Source organism: Croceicoccus esteveae (assembly GCF_031846435.1).
Lineage (GTDB): Bacteria > Pseudomonadota > Alphaproteobacteria > Sphingomonadales > Sphingomonadaceae > Croceicoccus > Croceicoccus esteveae.
Genome location: NZ_JAVRHS010000002.1, coordinates 221,526 through 234,558, shown reverse-complemented (window position 1 = coordinate 234,558; position 13,033 = coordinate 221,526). Strand labels below are relative to the sequence as shown.

Annotated in this window: 12 protein-coding genes; 6 read left to right on the top strand and 6 right to left on the bottom strand. The window is 62.5% G+C overall.

What is annotated here, in order from left to right:
- Window positions 1–36: 36 nt before the first annotated feature.
- Entirely contained in the window at window positions 37–981 is a 945-nt protein-coding gene (gene rarD, locus RM533_RS03950) for an EamA family transporter RarD (RefSeq protein ID WP_311339902.1), read from the bottom strand.
- A 182-nt stretch (window positions 982–1,163) separates the two neighbouring features.
- Here rarD and RM533_RS03945 point away from each other — a divergent pair, with 182 nt between their 5' ends.
- Window positions 1,164–1,679: a glycine zipper 2TM domain-containing protein gene (locus tag RM533_RS03945; protein ID WP_311339901.1), complete on the top strand. Its 516-nt coding sequence runs from the start codon at window positions 1,164–1,166 to the stop codon at window positions 1,677–1,679.
- 172 nt (window positions 1,680–1,851) lie between these two features.
- On the opposite strand, the gene astD is transcribed toward RM533_RS03945, so the two are convergent.
- Window positions 1,852–3,258: a succinylglutamate-semialdehyde dehydrogenase gene (gene astD, locus RM533_RS03940; protein WP_311339900.1), complete on the bottom strand. Its 1,407-nt coding sequence runs from the start codon at window positions 3,256–3,258 to the stop codon at window positions 1,852–1,854.
- Between the two features lie 23 nt (window positions 3,259–3,281).
- Complete coding sequence (locus tag RM533_RS03935) at window positions 3,282–4,706, bottom strand: protein adenylyltransferase SelO family protein (RefSeq protein ID WP_311339899.1); 1,425 nt, start codon at window positions 4,704–4,706, stop codon at window positions 3,282–3,284.
- A 50-nt stretch (window positions 4,707–4,756) separates the two neighbouring features.
- On the opposite strand from RM533_RS03935, the gene RM533_RS03930 reads away from it, so the two are divergent.
- The 4 genes from RM533_RS03930 (at window position 4,757) to RM533_RS03915 (ending at window position 9,230) form a co-directional block, all read left to right on the top strand.
- Window positions 4,757–5,758 (top strand): alpha/beta fold hydrolase, encoded by a 1,002-nt coding sequence (locus RM533_RS03930; protein ID WP_311339898.1) that lies wholly within the window; start codon window positions 4,757–4,759, stop codon window positions 5,756–5,758.
- A 2-nt stretch (window positions 5,759–5,760) separates the two neighbouring features.
- Complete coding sequence (locus RM533_RS03925; RefSeq protein ID WP_311339897.1) at window positions 5,761–6,873, top strand: glycosyltransferase family protein; 1,113 nt, start codon at window positions 5,761–5,763, stop codon at window positions 6,871–6,873.
- A 93-nt stretch (window positions 6,874–6,966) separates the two neighbouring features.
- Window positions 6,967–7,833, top strand: a complete 867-nt coding sequence (locus RM533_RS03920; protein WP_311339896.1) for a tetratricopeptide repeat protein — start codon at window positions 6,967–6,969, stop codon at window positions 7,831–7,833.
- 11 nt (window positions 7,834–7,844) lie between these two features.
- Window positions 7,845–9,230, top strand: coding sequence for an outer membrane protein assembly factor BamB family protein (locus RM533_RS03915; RefSeq protein WP_432265024.1), 1,386 nt, complete (start codon window positions 7,845–7,847; stop codon window positions 9,228–9,230).
- A 71-nt stretch (window positions 9,231–9,301) separates the two neighbouring features.
- Here RM533_RS03915 and RM533_RS03910 read toward each other — a convergent pair whose 3' ends face one another.
- Both RM533_RS03910 and RM533_RS03905 read right to left on the bottom strand, forming a co-directional pair.
- Window positions 9,302–10,675 carry a glutamate--cysteine ligase gene (locus RM533_RS03910; RefSeq protein WP_311339895.1) on the bottom strand — a complete coding sequence of 458 codons (1,374 nt, stop codon included), beginning with the start codon at window positions 10,673–10,675 and terminating at the stop codon, window positions 9,302–9,304.
- A gap of 92 nt (window positions 10,676–10,767) precedes the next feature.
- A complete protein-coding gene (locus RM533_RS03905) occupies window positions 10,768–11,571 on the bottom strand; it encodes a 16S rRNA (uracil(1498)-N(3))-methyltransferase (RefSeq protein ID WP_311339894.1) in 804 nt (267 codons plus the stop codon).
- A gap of 54 nt (window positions 11,572–11,625) precedes the next feature.
- Here RM533_RS03905 and ubiA point away from each other — a divergent pair, with 54 nt between their 5' ends.
- A complete protein-coding gene (gene ubiA, locus RM533_RS03900; protein ID WP_311339893.1) occupies window positions 11,626–12,537 on the top strand; it encodes a 4-hydroxybenzoate octaprenyltransferase in 912 nt (303 codons plus the stop codon).
- A 151-nt stretch (window positions 12,538–12,688) separates the two neighbouring features.
- On the opposite strand, the gene RM533_RS03895 is transcribed toward ubiA, so the two are convergent.
- Window positions 12,689–12,946 carry a DUF2171 domain-containing protein gene (locus RM533_RS03895; protein WP_311340162.1) on the bottom strand — a complete coding sequence of 86 codons (258 nt, stop codon included), beginning with the start codon at window positions 12,944–12,946 and terminating at the stop codon, window positions 12,689–12,691.
- Window positions 12,947–13,033: the final 87 nt, after the last annotated feature.

Genomic DNA, 13,033 nt, shown 5'->3' with positions numbered 1-13,033 from the left:
GGGTTCAGCAGGTTGGACCGCGCAATATTGCGCGGTTTACAGGCGCGACAACCCGCGCCGCGCCAGATTGCCCCGGCGCAGGATGTCAGTGCAGAAAAGTGCAATGGCGATCCAGATGAACACGAAGCAGACGAGCTGCGCCTGGTTGAGCGGCTGATCGAATACGAACATGCCCAGAAGGAACACGATGGTGGGTGCGATGAACTGCACAAATCCAAGCGCGGAATAAGGCATGCGCCGTGCCGCTGCGGCAAAGAGCAGCAGTGGCACGGCCGTCATGACGCCGGCTCCCATCAGCAGCAGCGTTATCGAGGTTGAACTCCCGAAGCTGGCACTGCCGGGTGGCGCGACTGCGATGGCAATGGCGGCGGGCAAGGCAAGCAGCACCACTTCGATCGTAAGGCCGGGCAGAGCGTCCACGGCAATGATCTTGCGGATCAGCCCGTAACCTGAAAAGCTGATCGCGAGAACCAGGCTGATGATGAGCGTGGCTTCGGCTTCCCAGGCAAGAACGCCGACACCAACTGCCGCCAGACCTACGGCAATCCACTGCAATGAGCCCAGCCGCTCCTTCAGCATGATGGTGCCAAGCAGCACGTTGACCAGCGGGTTGATGTAATAGCCAAGGCTGGCGGCGTAGAAATAGCCGCGCTGCACGGCAACGACATACACGAGCCAATTGACGCTGATCAGGACAGAGCTGGCCCCCATCCACAACAGCACCCGCCGGTTGCGCAACGCAGCTTTTACCGCAGGCCATTGCCCGGCGACCGCCACCATCGCCGCGCACAGGGGCAAGGTCCAGATGATGCGCCAGCCAACCAGCGCAAAGGGATTAACTGCGTTCAGGAGCACGAGATACAGCGGGAACACGCCCCAGATCGTATAGGCGGCAAGCGCCAGCGGCAGACCATTGCGCGGCTGGGGAGTGGCGGCAGGGTCACCCATGACGGCGTTTTCCTTGGCAAGCAGCTTGTGCATCAATCATCCTGCGGTGCTTAGAGCGCAGGCTCGTTGCAGGGAAGCCGCCAAATTGTGGGTAGATCTGTAACGCTGTTCTCCTGTCGTTCATAAAAGGAGGTATAAATCTGAACATCGATGATCGGACAACAAGGGCAATCTGGCCTTCGTTTGTACTTCCGGTCCGAAAAGGAGACGAGAAAATGGACCAGCCCTTTGCTTCCCGCCTGCGCATCGCTGCCATCGCCGCTGGCGCTCCTGCCTTGATGCTGTGCGCGCCTGCAGCGCAGGCGGTGCCGCTATCAACGCCGGCGCAGGCCAGTGCGCAGTTCGGCGCGCCCGTCGGTGCCATCCTTGAAAGTGAGAACGTGGAAAATCGCCGCGACCGCGAGCGTGACCGTTATTACAGCCGCAGGGACTATCGCGATTACCGCAACTACCGCAATGATCGGCGTGACCGTGATTATGACGGCTATCGCTACAGCCGCTACGATGAACCGGTCCGCCGCGACACCCGCGTCTGGCGCGGACGCGATAATCGCTATTACTGCAAGAAGGACAACGGCACGACCGGCCTGTTGATCGGCGGTGCAGTCGGTGGCGTGATCGGCAATGAGGTTGCCGGCAGGGGCGATCGCACGCTGGGTGCCTTGCTTGGTGCAGCAGGCGGCGCATTGCTGGGCCGCGAGATTGACCGGAGCGGATCGCGTTGCCGCTGATGACCGCGTGTGCGACAGTGCACGGTTGAACAGGATTTTACCGGCAGGATCGCATCGCTGATGACGGTGCGCTCCTGCCCGAACCTGAATTGCCCGAACCAGTCGTTCGCTTCCCGCGTTGGCTACACAGCTGCCTTTGACTCCAGAGATCCGATGCTGGGGCTCCGCCTCATCAGCCGGGAACCAGCCCTACATCTATGGCTGCCCTTGGTAAGTCGGCTTCCGTGCTGGTAACGGGGTAGGAGCAATAATCTGCGGCATAATAGGCGCCGGGCCGGTGGTTGCCTGACAATCCGATACCGCCAAAAGGCGCGGCCGAAGATGCCCCGTTGGTTGGCCTGTTCCAATTGACGATGCCGGCACGGCTACGCTGCCAGAAGCGGTCGTATTGAGCCTGGCTACCGCCGACCAGAGAGGCAGAGAGGCCGTAGGCCGTGTCGTTTGCCGCCGCGATCGCCTCATCGAATGTCGACACGCGCATCACCTGCAGCAACGGGCCGAATATCTCTGCATCGCTTCGTTGCGGCGTGTCGGTGACATCAAGAATTGCCGGTGACAGGAAAGGCAGGTCTGGAGAGGTACGGCGCAGCGGACGCACGGTTTTCGCGCCGCTGTCGACAAGCCGTTGATGCGCGACAAGCAACGCATCTGCCGCAGCATTGTCGATGACAGGTCCCATGAACGGCTGCGGATCATCGAACGGTCCACCGGTCACGATACGGTCGACCATCGGTAACAGATGCGCCATCAGAGTGTCGTAAAGATCCGCCTTCACGATCAGGCGGCGGGCTGCCGTGCAGCGTTGCCCGGCGGTCGTGTAAGCCGATTGCACGATGATCGCAGCAGCATCTGCGAAGCGATCCGTATCCCACACGATCAAAGGATTGTTGCCTCCCATCTCCAGTGCGGCAATTGTGCCCGGCCGCTCCGCCAGCGCCTTGCTGATCGCGATTCCCGTCGTGGACGAGCCAGTGAACAGGACGCCGTCCACGCGCCGGTCTGCGATGAGGTTGCGGCCCTGTTCGGCCCCGCCGATCAGAAGCTTCACGATATCATCGCCAATCCCTGCGCGGTGATAGAAAGCCACGAGCCGTTCTCCCACCGCTGGCGTCTTTTCCGACGGCTTGAACAGCACGACATTGCCGGCGAGCAGCGCAGGAACGATGTGCCCGTTGGGCAGATGAGCCGGAAAGTTGTATGGGCCCAGCACTGCCATTACCCCATGAGGCTTGTGCCGCAGTGCGCCGGACACCGGGCCGGGCAGATCCTTGTTGCCGGTTCGCTCGGCAAATGCGGTAATGGAAATTTCCACCTTGGCGATTACCGCCTGAACTTCGGTGCGCGCTTCCCACAAGGGCTTGCCCGTTTCGCGCGCGATGAGCGTGGCAAGATCTTCCGCCTCGTCGCCGACCAGTTCGGCAAAGCGGCGCAGTGCCGCAACCCTGTCGCTGAGCGAAGTTGCGGCCCATTCTGCCCGCGCGGCATGCGCGTTCTGGACAGCTGCTTCTGCATCATTCATGTCGAAGCGGGCAATTTCGTGTCCGGTGGCAGGTTCGACGGAAACAATCTGGTCGGGCAATGCAATGGTTCCTGTAGCGGTTTTCAAAGCTGGGCCGCTGCGGGCAGGTGCCCTGCGGGCAGCGGCGGCGCGCCATGGGCTGCACCCATGTTGCGGATGGTGGCAATTTTGTCGTGCAATCGCGTCCAGTCGTCCTCGCGGTCAATTGCGCTCCAGATTGCTTCCACCTCGTCGATCTGCATGGATTGTGCGGTGTCGCCAGACCAGTAGGGATGATCATCTGCCGCTCGTTCAGATGCAGCGAGCGTGGCGGCCAGTGTCTTGCAATGGCCATCCTGCGGAAGATTGCCCGTCCGAGCTGCATGGAAGAAGGAGTCGGGCTGCAATCCGGCGCTGGTCAGCGCGTCTTCGACCTGCCGCACGAGCAGGCTTGCGGCGGTGTCGTCGACCTTCAGGCCAAGGCGCCAGGCATAGCGGCGACCCAGCGCCAGCGTGAAGAGTGCGTCATAACGTTCAACCGCCGCAATCAGCGGTTCGGCAGGGCAGATGCGGCGCAATGCGATTGCCAGCTGCGCGCAGTTCCACTTGATTGCCTCTGCCTGCCGGCCAAAAGCATACAGGCCATGATGATCGAAATAAGCGGCGGTAAAGCCCGGCTCCCAATGCGGCAGGAACCGCCATGGGCCATAGTCGAAACTTTCGCCCGAAATATTCATGTTGTCGGTGTTGAGCACGCCGTGGACAAATCCGGCCGATATATAGGACGCGGCAAGATCGGCAAGCCGCTCGACCACCTGATGCAGCAGCCGGGCAGGCGCCTGATTGCGGCCCGGCGCATCCGGGGGAGGCGGCGGGCCGGGATAATAGACCAGCGCATAATCCACCAGCGCGCGCAGATGATCGTCCTCACCCATCGCGGCAAGCCGTTGAAAGCTGCCGACGCGGATGTGTCCGTGGCTAAGCCGGACAAGCACGGCGGAGCGCGCCGGTGAAGGTTCGTCTGCGCGATGCAATTGTTCACCGGTTTCGATGACCGACAAGGTGCGGGAAGTATGAACGCCCAGCGCCTCGAGTGTTTCTGTAGCAAGTATTTCGCGCACTGCGCCTTTCAGCGTCAACCGCCCGTCGCCCTGGCGGCTGTAGGGTGTCTGCCCCGACCCCTTGGTGCCAAGGTCCAGCAACCGCCCGTCGTCGGCGCGCAATTGGGCAAACAGGAAACCACGTCCATCGCCAAGGTCGGGATTGTAGCTGCCGAACTGATGGCCATGGTAACGTAATGCCAATGGCTGCGGCAGATTGCCTGGCAGAGGACGAAACTGACCGAAATGTTCAATCCAGGCTTCGTCATCAAGCGTCCGCAAGCCGGTCTGTCCAGCCGCCCGATCGTTGCGAAACCGCAGCCGATGCTGTGGAAACTGGGCGGCGGCGACCGGGTCTGCCAGCCAGTCGGCAATTGCCAGCATTGGCGTTTCTGGATGGTAGCTTGACTGTTGCGGTTCGCCGGGCATGACGCGATAGTGGGGTTGTGTTGCTTGGCTTGCAAGCGGCGCGCACAGATATGAAGCGGCAACAGGTTGAGAAGCTGGGCGTGACAGGTGACGATACAGCAATTGGCGCGGCGGCAAGTGGTGCGGCATCAACTGGCGCGGCAGCCAGCCAGCGGTACACAGACAAGGTGTTTCAAAGCGACGATGGGCTGCAACTTCATTACCGCGATCATGCGGCTGACAGCACAGCGGACCGCCTGCCGATCGTGTGCCTGCCGGGGCTTGTCGGCAATGCCCGGGAGTATGACCACCTTGCGCAGCGGATCGCTCCTTCGCGCCGTGTGCTGGCGGTGGATCTGCGCGGGCGCGGGTCAAGTGAGCAGGCGCGCGATCAGACAGGCTACACTATCGATCGGCATATAGATGACCTTCGGCAATTGCTGGAGCGTGAGGGGATAGCGCGCGCAGTAATCATCGGCACCTCGCTGGGTGGTGTCTTGGCGATGCTTCTTGCCCGCATCGACCCCTTCCTCGTGGCAGCAGCGGTGCTGAACGAGGCCGGGCCCGTGATGGGCCGCGAAGGGCTGGCGCGCAACAGCGGCGGCACGTTACAGAACCGCAGCTTTCCCACCTGGATGCATGCAGCGCGCGCGCTGCAGGAGGCGCAGGCGCAGGATCATCCCGGCTGGCAGCTTGACCAGTGGATCGCCCATGCCAAGCGGCTGATGTCGGCAGGGGGCAACGGGCGTATCGCGCTTGATTGCGATAGCCGGGCTGGGGACGAGCTCCATGTGATGGAGGATGGCTTGCCGACCGTTCGGAACGAGCAAAGCGGGCGGGCACAAGGCGCGGGCGCAGATTGGTGGAACGTGCTTGATGCACTGGCATCCTGTCCTGTTCTCGTGGTGCGCGGCGAAACTTCGGACGTGCTGTCCGCCGCGACCGCACAGGCCATGGTCGATCGCCTGCCTGACGCGGAATTGCTGACGGTCCGGGATACCGGCCATGCACCCACGCTCAATGAACCTGTGGCACAAGCTGCCATTCTGCGCATGCTGGAAAGAACCGACTGACCATGGCGAAGCCGATCATCGTACACAAGCTGCGCCGCGTGCTGCACCTTGGGCTGGAGGATGATCTGGCGCCCTGGAAAATGCGGCTGATCCGCTCCTTGCCATCCGGCATGCAGAACCATGGACCAGATGCCGATGATGCGTTGGCGTCCCGGCTCCAGCTTTATCGACCGTCCTTTCCATCGCTTGATGGCGTGGCGGGGCTGGGACGCATGGCGCGTATGGCGCGGACCATGCGGGGTTACGATCTTGTCGTGACGTGGGGGGAGCGCGCGATCAACGCAGTCATGGCGCACAGCCTGTTTACCCAGCCACTCAGCCTGCCGCCGCTCGTAAACATGCACGATAGCCTCGAAGGGTTCAGCGGGGGGCGGCTCCGTGATTTGCGGCACCGCATCGCATTTTCCCGCACACCGATCATCGTCGTGCCAACGCTGACAAGCGCACAGGAGTTTGCCCGCGCCTGGTCACCTGCGGCTGGAAGCATCCATGCTGTAACCCCGCTCTATCCTCCTGCACCCAGGGACAGTGTCAGGCCAGATGCCATACCAAGGCTGCTGAAGCGTCGGCAGGAAAAATGGATCGGCACACGGGCCGCCGACATCGCACCGTTTGCTGACAGCCTGATGCAAGCCCTGCGAAAGCTTGATAGCGCTTGGCTCATGGTGGTGTTTGGCAGCTCCGCGCAAGCAGCGCCTGTTGCAGAGGCAGCCCAGCAAGCAGGCGTGCAGGACCGTCTGCTGTTCTCCGATCGGATGGATGGGCCGGGCGCTCGCATCGGACAGACGAGCCTTGCCGGCATGTTCGAACTTGCAATCGTGCGCGCGCACGGCTGCATCCCTTCCGACCTGCTCGAGGCGCAGGCGGCAAAAGTGCCCTGCATCGCCATCGGCGGACCGGCTCTGGCGCAGCTTCTGCCGCCCGACACACGTATGGTGCAGCACGTTTCGCCCGATGCTGGCGCCATCGCCGAGGCAATGGTCATGTTGTGCGCAGATGAGGAGGCACGGCGCGCTACGGGCAAGTCCAACGGGCAATTTGCCGCCGCACACACGTCACCGGCGGAATACCACCAACTGCTTGCGGGGTTGCTGGGCGTTCCCAAACTTACCTGAGGCGGCTTGAGCGGCCGACCGCGCTGCCGGCACTTCAGTCGAGGAGGTTGTTCTTCATCTTTCGTTAAGCTGCGGAACGCTGCAAGGGTGACCATGAGGCAGGGCGGCTTTGCCGTTGAAAAGCCGCCGGTACGCCCCTATCACGCGGCAAACCCCGCAAGACCACGCTTGAAAGGCTCGCAATTGGCGCTTCGCCCGACCAATCCCCAGAACCGGCAGGAGATCATCGCCCAGCGCGACCGTGCGCAGCAGGATGTTTTCATGCGCGAGGTCGATGATGCCGTCCGGCAGGATCGCCTGCAAGGTGCGATGGCGCGGTTTGGCATGCCGCTGATCATTCTGGCCGTTGTGCTGGTGGTGGGCCTTGGCGGATATGTCTGGTGGCATGCCCAACAGACCGCCGCGGCAGAGGCAGAAGCGGTCGAACTGGTGCTGGCGCTTGATCGGCTGGAGGCAGGACAGCTGGATGCAGCGGCACAGAAGCTTGCGCCTCTGGTGGAGACGCAAAGTGCCGCTTATCGCGCGCCCGCCATGATGGCGCGTGCAGGAATAGCGCTGGAACAGGGCGATGCGGCGCAGGCCATGCGCCTGTTCGACAATGTCGCGCAGAACGAGGATGTTGCGCAACCGCTGCGCAATCTTGCGACAATCCGCGCGATGGCCGCAGGGTTCGATACGCTGGACCCGCAGGTCGTGATCCAGCGGCTGCAACCATTGGCGGCGCCGGGCGATGCATTCTTCGGCAGCGCGGGTGAGCTGGTGGCGATGGCTTATCTCAAGCAGGGCAAGACCGAACCGGCAGGCGCGCTGTTCGCGGCGATCGCGAAGGACAGTGACACGCCGGAAACCCTGCGCGCCCGTGCCCGGCAGATTGCCGGCGTGCTTGGCACCGACGCGGTCGACGATGCGCAGGAGGTGGTGGACACCATCGCGCGCAACAGTGCTGCGCAGCAGCGGTAAAGAGGATTGCCATGATTTTTCTGAAAACGGCTTCTGCTGCGCCGGCGCGCAGTATCAACAAATCCATGCGTGCGGCATTGCGCGGCACCGCGTTGATCGCGCTTGCCGTATCGGTGGCAGGCTGCGGGGTGTTCGGCGACAAGGATGTCAGCAGCACACCAACGATCGGGGAACGCACGCCGATCCTCTCGCGCATCGAAAGTGGCGCCAAGGTCGATCCGACGCTGGCCGATGTGCCGATCGTCCTGCCTGCACAGCAGAGCAATGCGGAATGGGCGCAGGCAGGCGGATCAGCATCGAAAAGCTATGGCCATCTGGCGCTTGCGCCCAGCATCGCGCCCGCCTGGTCCGTCCAGATCCCGGGCGGGAGCAGTCGCCGCCGGCTTGCTGCTGCACCGGTGATCGGCGCAGGCAAGCTGTTCGTTTATGATACCGCCGGCAGTGTTCATGCTTTCGACGCACAGACAGGTGCAGCTATCTGGCAGCGCTCGCTGGAGCAGGTGGACGGCGATGGACGCAACGCGTTGTTCGGCGGCGGCGTCAGTTTCGATGGTGGCCGGGTATTTGCAACCACCGGCCTTGGCGAAGTTGCCGCACTGGACGCACAGACCGGGGCGCAGATCTGGCGGGTGCAGACAGGCGCCCCCTTGCGTGGTTCACCGACCCTTTCATTCGGATCGGTGTACGTCATGACGCAGGACAACCGCATCATCGCCTTCGATGCAGCAAGCGGAGTCCAGCAATGGCTTGAAGCAGGCTCTCTTGGCCAGTCGGGTGTCTTTGGCGTTGCTGCTCCCGCCGCCGGGCAGGGCACCGTGATTGCAGGCTACAGTTCAGGCGAGCTCATTGCCTATCGCTATGAAAATGGCCGCAATCTGTGGGCCGATGCGTTGTCGCGGACCAGCATTTCAACCTCGGTCGGCACGCTCACCGATATCGACGCCGATCCGATCATTGACAGCGGCCGTGTGTATGCACTGGGGCAGGGCGGTCGCATGGCCGCTTATGAGCTGGTCACCGGGCAGCGCATCTGGGAGCTCAACCTTGCCGGCATATCCACTCCGGCAGTTGCGGGTGACTGGATATTCACGCTGACCGACGATGCCCGCATGCTCGCAATCAGCCGGGCTACTGGCAAGGTGCGTTGGATCGCGCAGCTTCGGCAGTTTCGCGATGAGAAAGATCGGGAAGACGAAATTTTCTGGTCCGGTCCCGTGCTTGCAGGCGGTCGGCTGTGGGCAGTAAATTCACGCGGGGAAATCTGGGCCGTGGATGCCACTGACGGCTCGGCGGTGCAACAGACCGATGTTGGCAAGCCGGTGTCGCTTGCCCCGGTGGTTGCCAACGGCACTCTCTACGTCCTGGATGACAGCGGCCGGATCAACGCTTTTCGGTAAGAGTTAGTCGCACTGTCAGTCGAATTTTGGCGCGCGTGCCGTAACCGTTCAGCCAGGAACGGGCTGCGCGTTCAGAAACTGTATTCCTCGTAGATGTGCGAAACATCGCCGTTCCACCTGCCGTGATATTTCGCCAGCATCTCTTCGGCAGGTGTGCGCCCGGTCCGCACCACTTCTTCCAGCGGCTCGAGAAAGCCGGTTTCATTATCGCCGCCCGAATTGCACCTGTTGCGCGCGGACAGGCCGCTTCGCGCGATGGTCAGCACTTCTCCGGCGATGTCCCGCAGGCTGCCGCCGCCTGGCAGCGGCGCGTCAAGTCCGCGCGCCGGCACCGTTGCGCGCAGATGTTCGCGCCCTGCCATGTCCCAGCCTTTGACGAGATCCCAAGCAGCGTCGAGTGCGCTCTGGTCGTAGAGCAGTCCCACCCACAGCGCCGGCAGCGCACAGATCCGATCCCAGGGTCCGCCATCTGCGCCACGCATCTCCAAAAAGCTTTTCAGCCGCACTTCGGGAAACGCAGTGGACAGATGATCCTGCCAGTCGCTTTGCGTAGGACGCTCGCCGGGCAGGACAGGCAGCTTGCCGTCCAGAAAATCACGAAAGCTCATCCCGGCCGCATCGATGTAGCGCTCGTCGCGAAAGACGAAATACATCGGCACATCCAGCATGTATTCGACGTAACGACCATAACCGAACCCATCTTCGAACACGAACGGCAGCATGCCGGTGCGTGCAGGATCGGTGTCGGACCAGATATGGCTGCGGTAGGAAAGATACCCACTGGGCTTGCCTTCCAGAAACGGGGAATTGGCAAATAAGGCTGTTGCCAGCGGTTGCAGCGCAAGGCCAACGCGGAACTTTTTCACCATGTCCGCTTCGCTGGCGTAGTCCAGATTTACCTGGATCGTGCAGGTGCGCAGCATCATGTCGAGGCCCAGATTGCCAACCCGCGGCATGTGCCGCCGCATGATGTCATATCGGCCCTTGGGCATCATTGGCAAATCCGTCCGCGCCTTGTCTGGCCACATTCCGGTGCCAAGAAAACCGACGCCCAACCGCTCGCCAATCTGCTTGACCTGCTCAAGATGACGGCCCGTCTCCGCGCAGGTCTGGTGCAGATCGACCAACGGCGCGCCTGACAGTTCAAGCTGTCCGGCAGGTTCCAGGCTGACCGTTCCGTCCGGCCCCGCCATCGCGATGACCCTGCCGTTCTCCTCTACCCGATTCCAGCCAAAATCGCCCAGTGCGAGCAGAATGTCGCGGATGCCGCCCTCCTCGTCGTAGGTGAGTGCGTGCTTGTCAGCGCGGCGATAGACGAATTTTTCATGCTCTGTGCCAATACGCCAGGCGTCCGCACGCTTTTCCCCGGCGATCATGGGTTCTGTCAGTTGCGCCCGGTTTTCGATGATCGGGCTGGTGGTCAAGGATGTGCTGCGCGTGCTCATCACGCGGCGTTAGAATGCGTTCCAGAGCTATGCCAGCGCAAAGTTTCAACGCTTCTTCCGGCGCCCCTGCCTGACGATATCACAAGGTCAGATCATCGCAGACCCGGCGGGCAGGCGGCCGAAGGCGTAGCAGGGCTGTCCGCGCGTGCATCTGCCCAATCGCCGGCAACTCCCATCCACAGCGACACAGCGGCGATCGCAGCGGTTTCAGCCCGCAGGACACGCGGACCGAGCGTGATGGCCCGGGCAGCAGCCGTTGCGCGAACAGCGTCACGCTCTGCGTCATCGAAGCCTCCTTCCGGGCCGATCAGCAGCGCGGCAGGGCCGATGCGGGCGGCAAAAGCGTCTGCAGCTTGGGCGCCGCCCGCTTCATCTGCAAAATATAGCGTGCGCGCCGGATCCCACCCGCGCAGAATACCGGCCAAGGTAACGGGCAAGGCGAGCTCTGGCAGCGCGGTGCGTGCGCATTGTTCGGCCGCCTCGGTAATGATGGTGCGGGCCCGTTCTGCGTTCAGCGCATCTGCAACGCACCGTCGGGTAATGACTGGCTGGATCGTGCGCACGCCCAGTTCCGTCGCTTTCTCCAGCACCAGATCGAAGCGCGGCTTTTTCAGCAAGGCGACGCACAGCACCAGATCGGGCACGTCCTCTCGGCAGCGCAGCAATTCGACGGTTTCTGCAATGACGCTGCGTTTGCCTGCGCTTTGCACCCGCGCGGCCCATTCACCGGTGGCATTGTCGCACAGGATGATTGTGTCGCCGGGTCCGACCCGCATCACCCTTGAAAGATAATGCGCCTGCTGCCCTTCGATGCGCTGCACGTCGCCTGCGGCAAGCCGGGTGGTGAGAAAAAGGCGAGGGGCGCTGCGCGGCGGCCAGGCGGGAGTGGCGGACATGCCTGCCTGCTACCCCCTTCGCAGCGGCAGGGAAAGCCGCTAGGTGCCGGCCGCATGACTGCACCCGGACTGCCCGATACTGAACATCGCGGACTGATTGCCTGCCTGCCGGAACGGCTGCAGCCCTATGCCATTCTGGCCCGGTTCGACCGGCCGATCGGTTGGTGGCTGCTGTTCTGGCCATGCGCATGGGGATTGTTGCTGGCAGGAGGCAAGGACCGTTGGCCGCTGCTGCTCTGGTTCCTGCTGGGCTCTGTCGTCATGCGAGGCGCAGGCTGTGTCTGGAACGATTATGTCGATCGCGATCTGGACCGGAAGATTACCCGCACGGCATCACGCCCGCTCGCGAGCGGGGCAATAGGGACGCGGCAGGCACTCCTGTGGCTTGCGGTGCTGGCAGCGATTGGCCTGCTCGTGCTGTTGCAATTGCGCTGGCAGGCGCAGCTGGTCGCCTTGGCGAGCCTGGCTCCGGTGGCCGCCTATCCCCTGATGAAGCGCATTACATGGTGGCCGCAAGCATGGCTGGGTCTTGTTTTCAGCTGGGGGGCGCTGGTCGCCTGGGTGGAGATCGGCAATCCTGCCTGGGCAGTGCTGGGCCTGCTTTACGCAGGGGCGATCTGCTGGACCATCGGGTACGACACCATTTATGCCTTGCAGGATCTGGAAGATGATGCGCTGGTGGGTGTCCGATCGAGCGCACGGGCAATGGGGCCGCATGTGCGTGGCGGCGTCACGCTGTTTTATGGTGCAGCGGCAGGTTTCTGGGCTCTGGCGTTCTGGCTGCTGCGGGAACAATGGCTCGTGCTGGTGGCGCTGCTTCCGGCAGCTACCCATCTTGGCTGGCAGATCGTGACGTTGCGCCCGGATAACGCCGCTGATCCCCTGGCAAAGTTCCGTTCAAACCGTACGACCGGGTTGCTTGTGGCCCTTGCATGCCTTGTTGCTGGCAATGCGGGATTGGGTTGAGCACACACATCTAAAGCCCGCCAGCTTATCATAAGCCGGCGAGCAGTGGAGTTGACCGGGCGCGTTCGCGTTGAGCGGACACCGCGACCGGTGCGGCAGCATGACCGACGCCTGCTGTTGTACATCGGGTACATGCTGCCTGATGTCCGGTTTAGCTTTTCTCTTCTTCCATGCGGACGGCGTTGGCACCTGTTGCTGACAGACGCACCGTGTCACCCTCTACCCCGGCGATAAGACCGACCGAAATATAGTGGTGATGCCCGGCATGCGTCTGCTGATCGAAACCGGCGCTGCTGCTGTCCTTGGTCAGCTTGATCCGGTCACCTTCGACTCTGTCGACAGTGCCGACAGGCGCGCCGTCTGCTCCGACGATCTTCATGTGTTCCTTGACTGCGCTGATATCCGTCATTCCGGTGTTTGCCATTGTGTTGTTCTCCGTCGTATCGTGTTTGCGAGTCTCTGCCTCATGCACTCCGGTCCGTTCGGGTTCGATACC

Bases quoted from the DNA above. Each gene is read 5' to 3' on its own strand.
- RM533_RS03915 (WP_432265024.1), top strand. From the start codon at position 7,845: ATGATTTTTCTGAAAACGGCTTCTGCTGCGCCGGCGCGCAGTATCAAC.
- ubiA (WP_311339893.1), top strand. From the start codon at position 11,626: ATGACTGCACCCGGACTGCCCGATACTGAACATCGCGGACTGATTGCC.
- RM533_RS03905 (WP_311339894.1), bottom strand. From the start codon at position 11,571: ATGTCCGCCACTCCCGCCTGGCCGCCGCGCAGCGCCCCTCGCCTTTTT.
- RM533_RS03935 (WP_311339899.1), bottom strand. From the start codon at position 4,706: ATGCCCGGCGAACCGCAACAGTCAAGCTACCATCCAGAAACGCCAATG.
- RM533_RS03910 (WP_311339895.1), bottom strand. From the start codon at position 10,675: ATGAGCACGCGCAGCACATCCTTGACCACCAGCCCGATCATCGAAAAC.
- RM533_RS03930 (WP_311339898.1), top strand. From the start codon at position 4,757: ATGAAGCGGCAACAGGTTGAGAAGCTGGGCGTGACAGGTGACGATACA.
- RM533_RS03945 (WP_311339901.1), top strand. From the start codon at position 1,164: ATGGACCAGCCCTTTGCTTCCCGCCTGCGCATCGCTGCCATCGCCGCT.
- rarD (WP_311339902.1), bottom strand. From the start codon at position 981: ATGCACAAGCTGCTTGCCAAGGAAAACGCCGTCATGGGTGACCCTGCC.
- RM533_RS03895 (WP_311340162.1), bottom strand. From the start codon at position 12,946: ATGACGGATATCAGCGCAGTCAAGGAACACATGAAGATCGTCGGAGCA.
- RM533_RS03920 (WP_311339896.1), top strand. From the start codon at position 6,967: ATGAGGCAGGGCGGCTTTGCCGTTGAAAAGCCGCCGGTACGCCCCTAT.
- RM533_RS03925 (WP_311339897.1), top strand. From the start codon at position 5,761: ATGGCGAAGCCGATCATCGTACACAAGCTGCGCCGCGTGCTGCACCTT.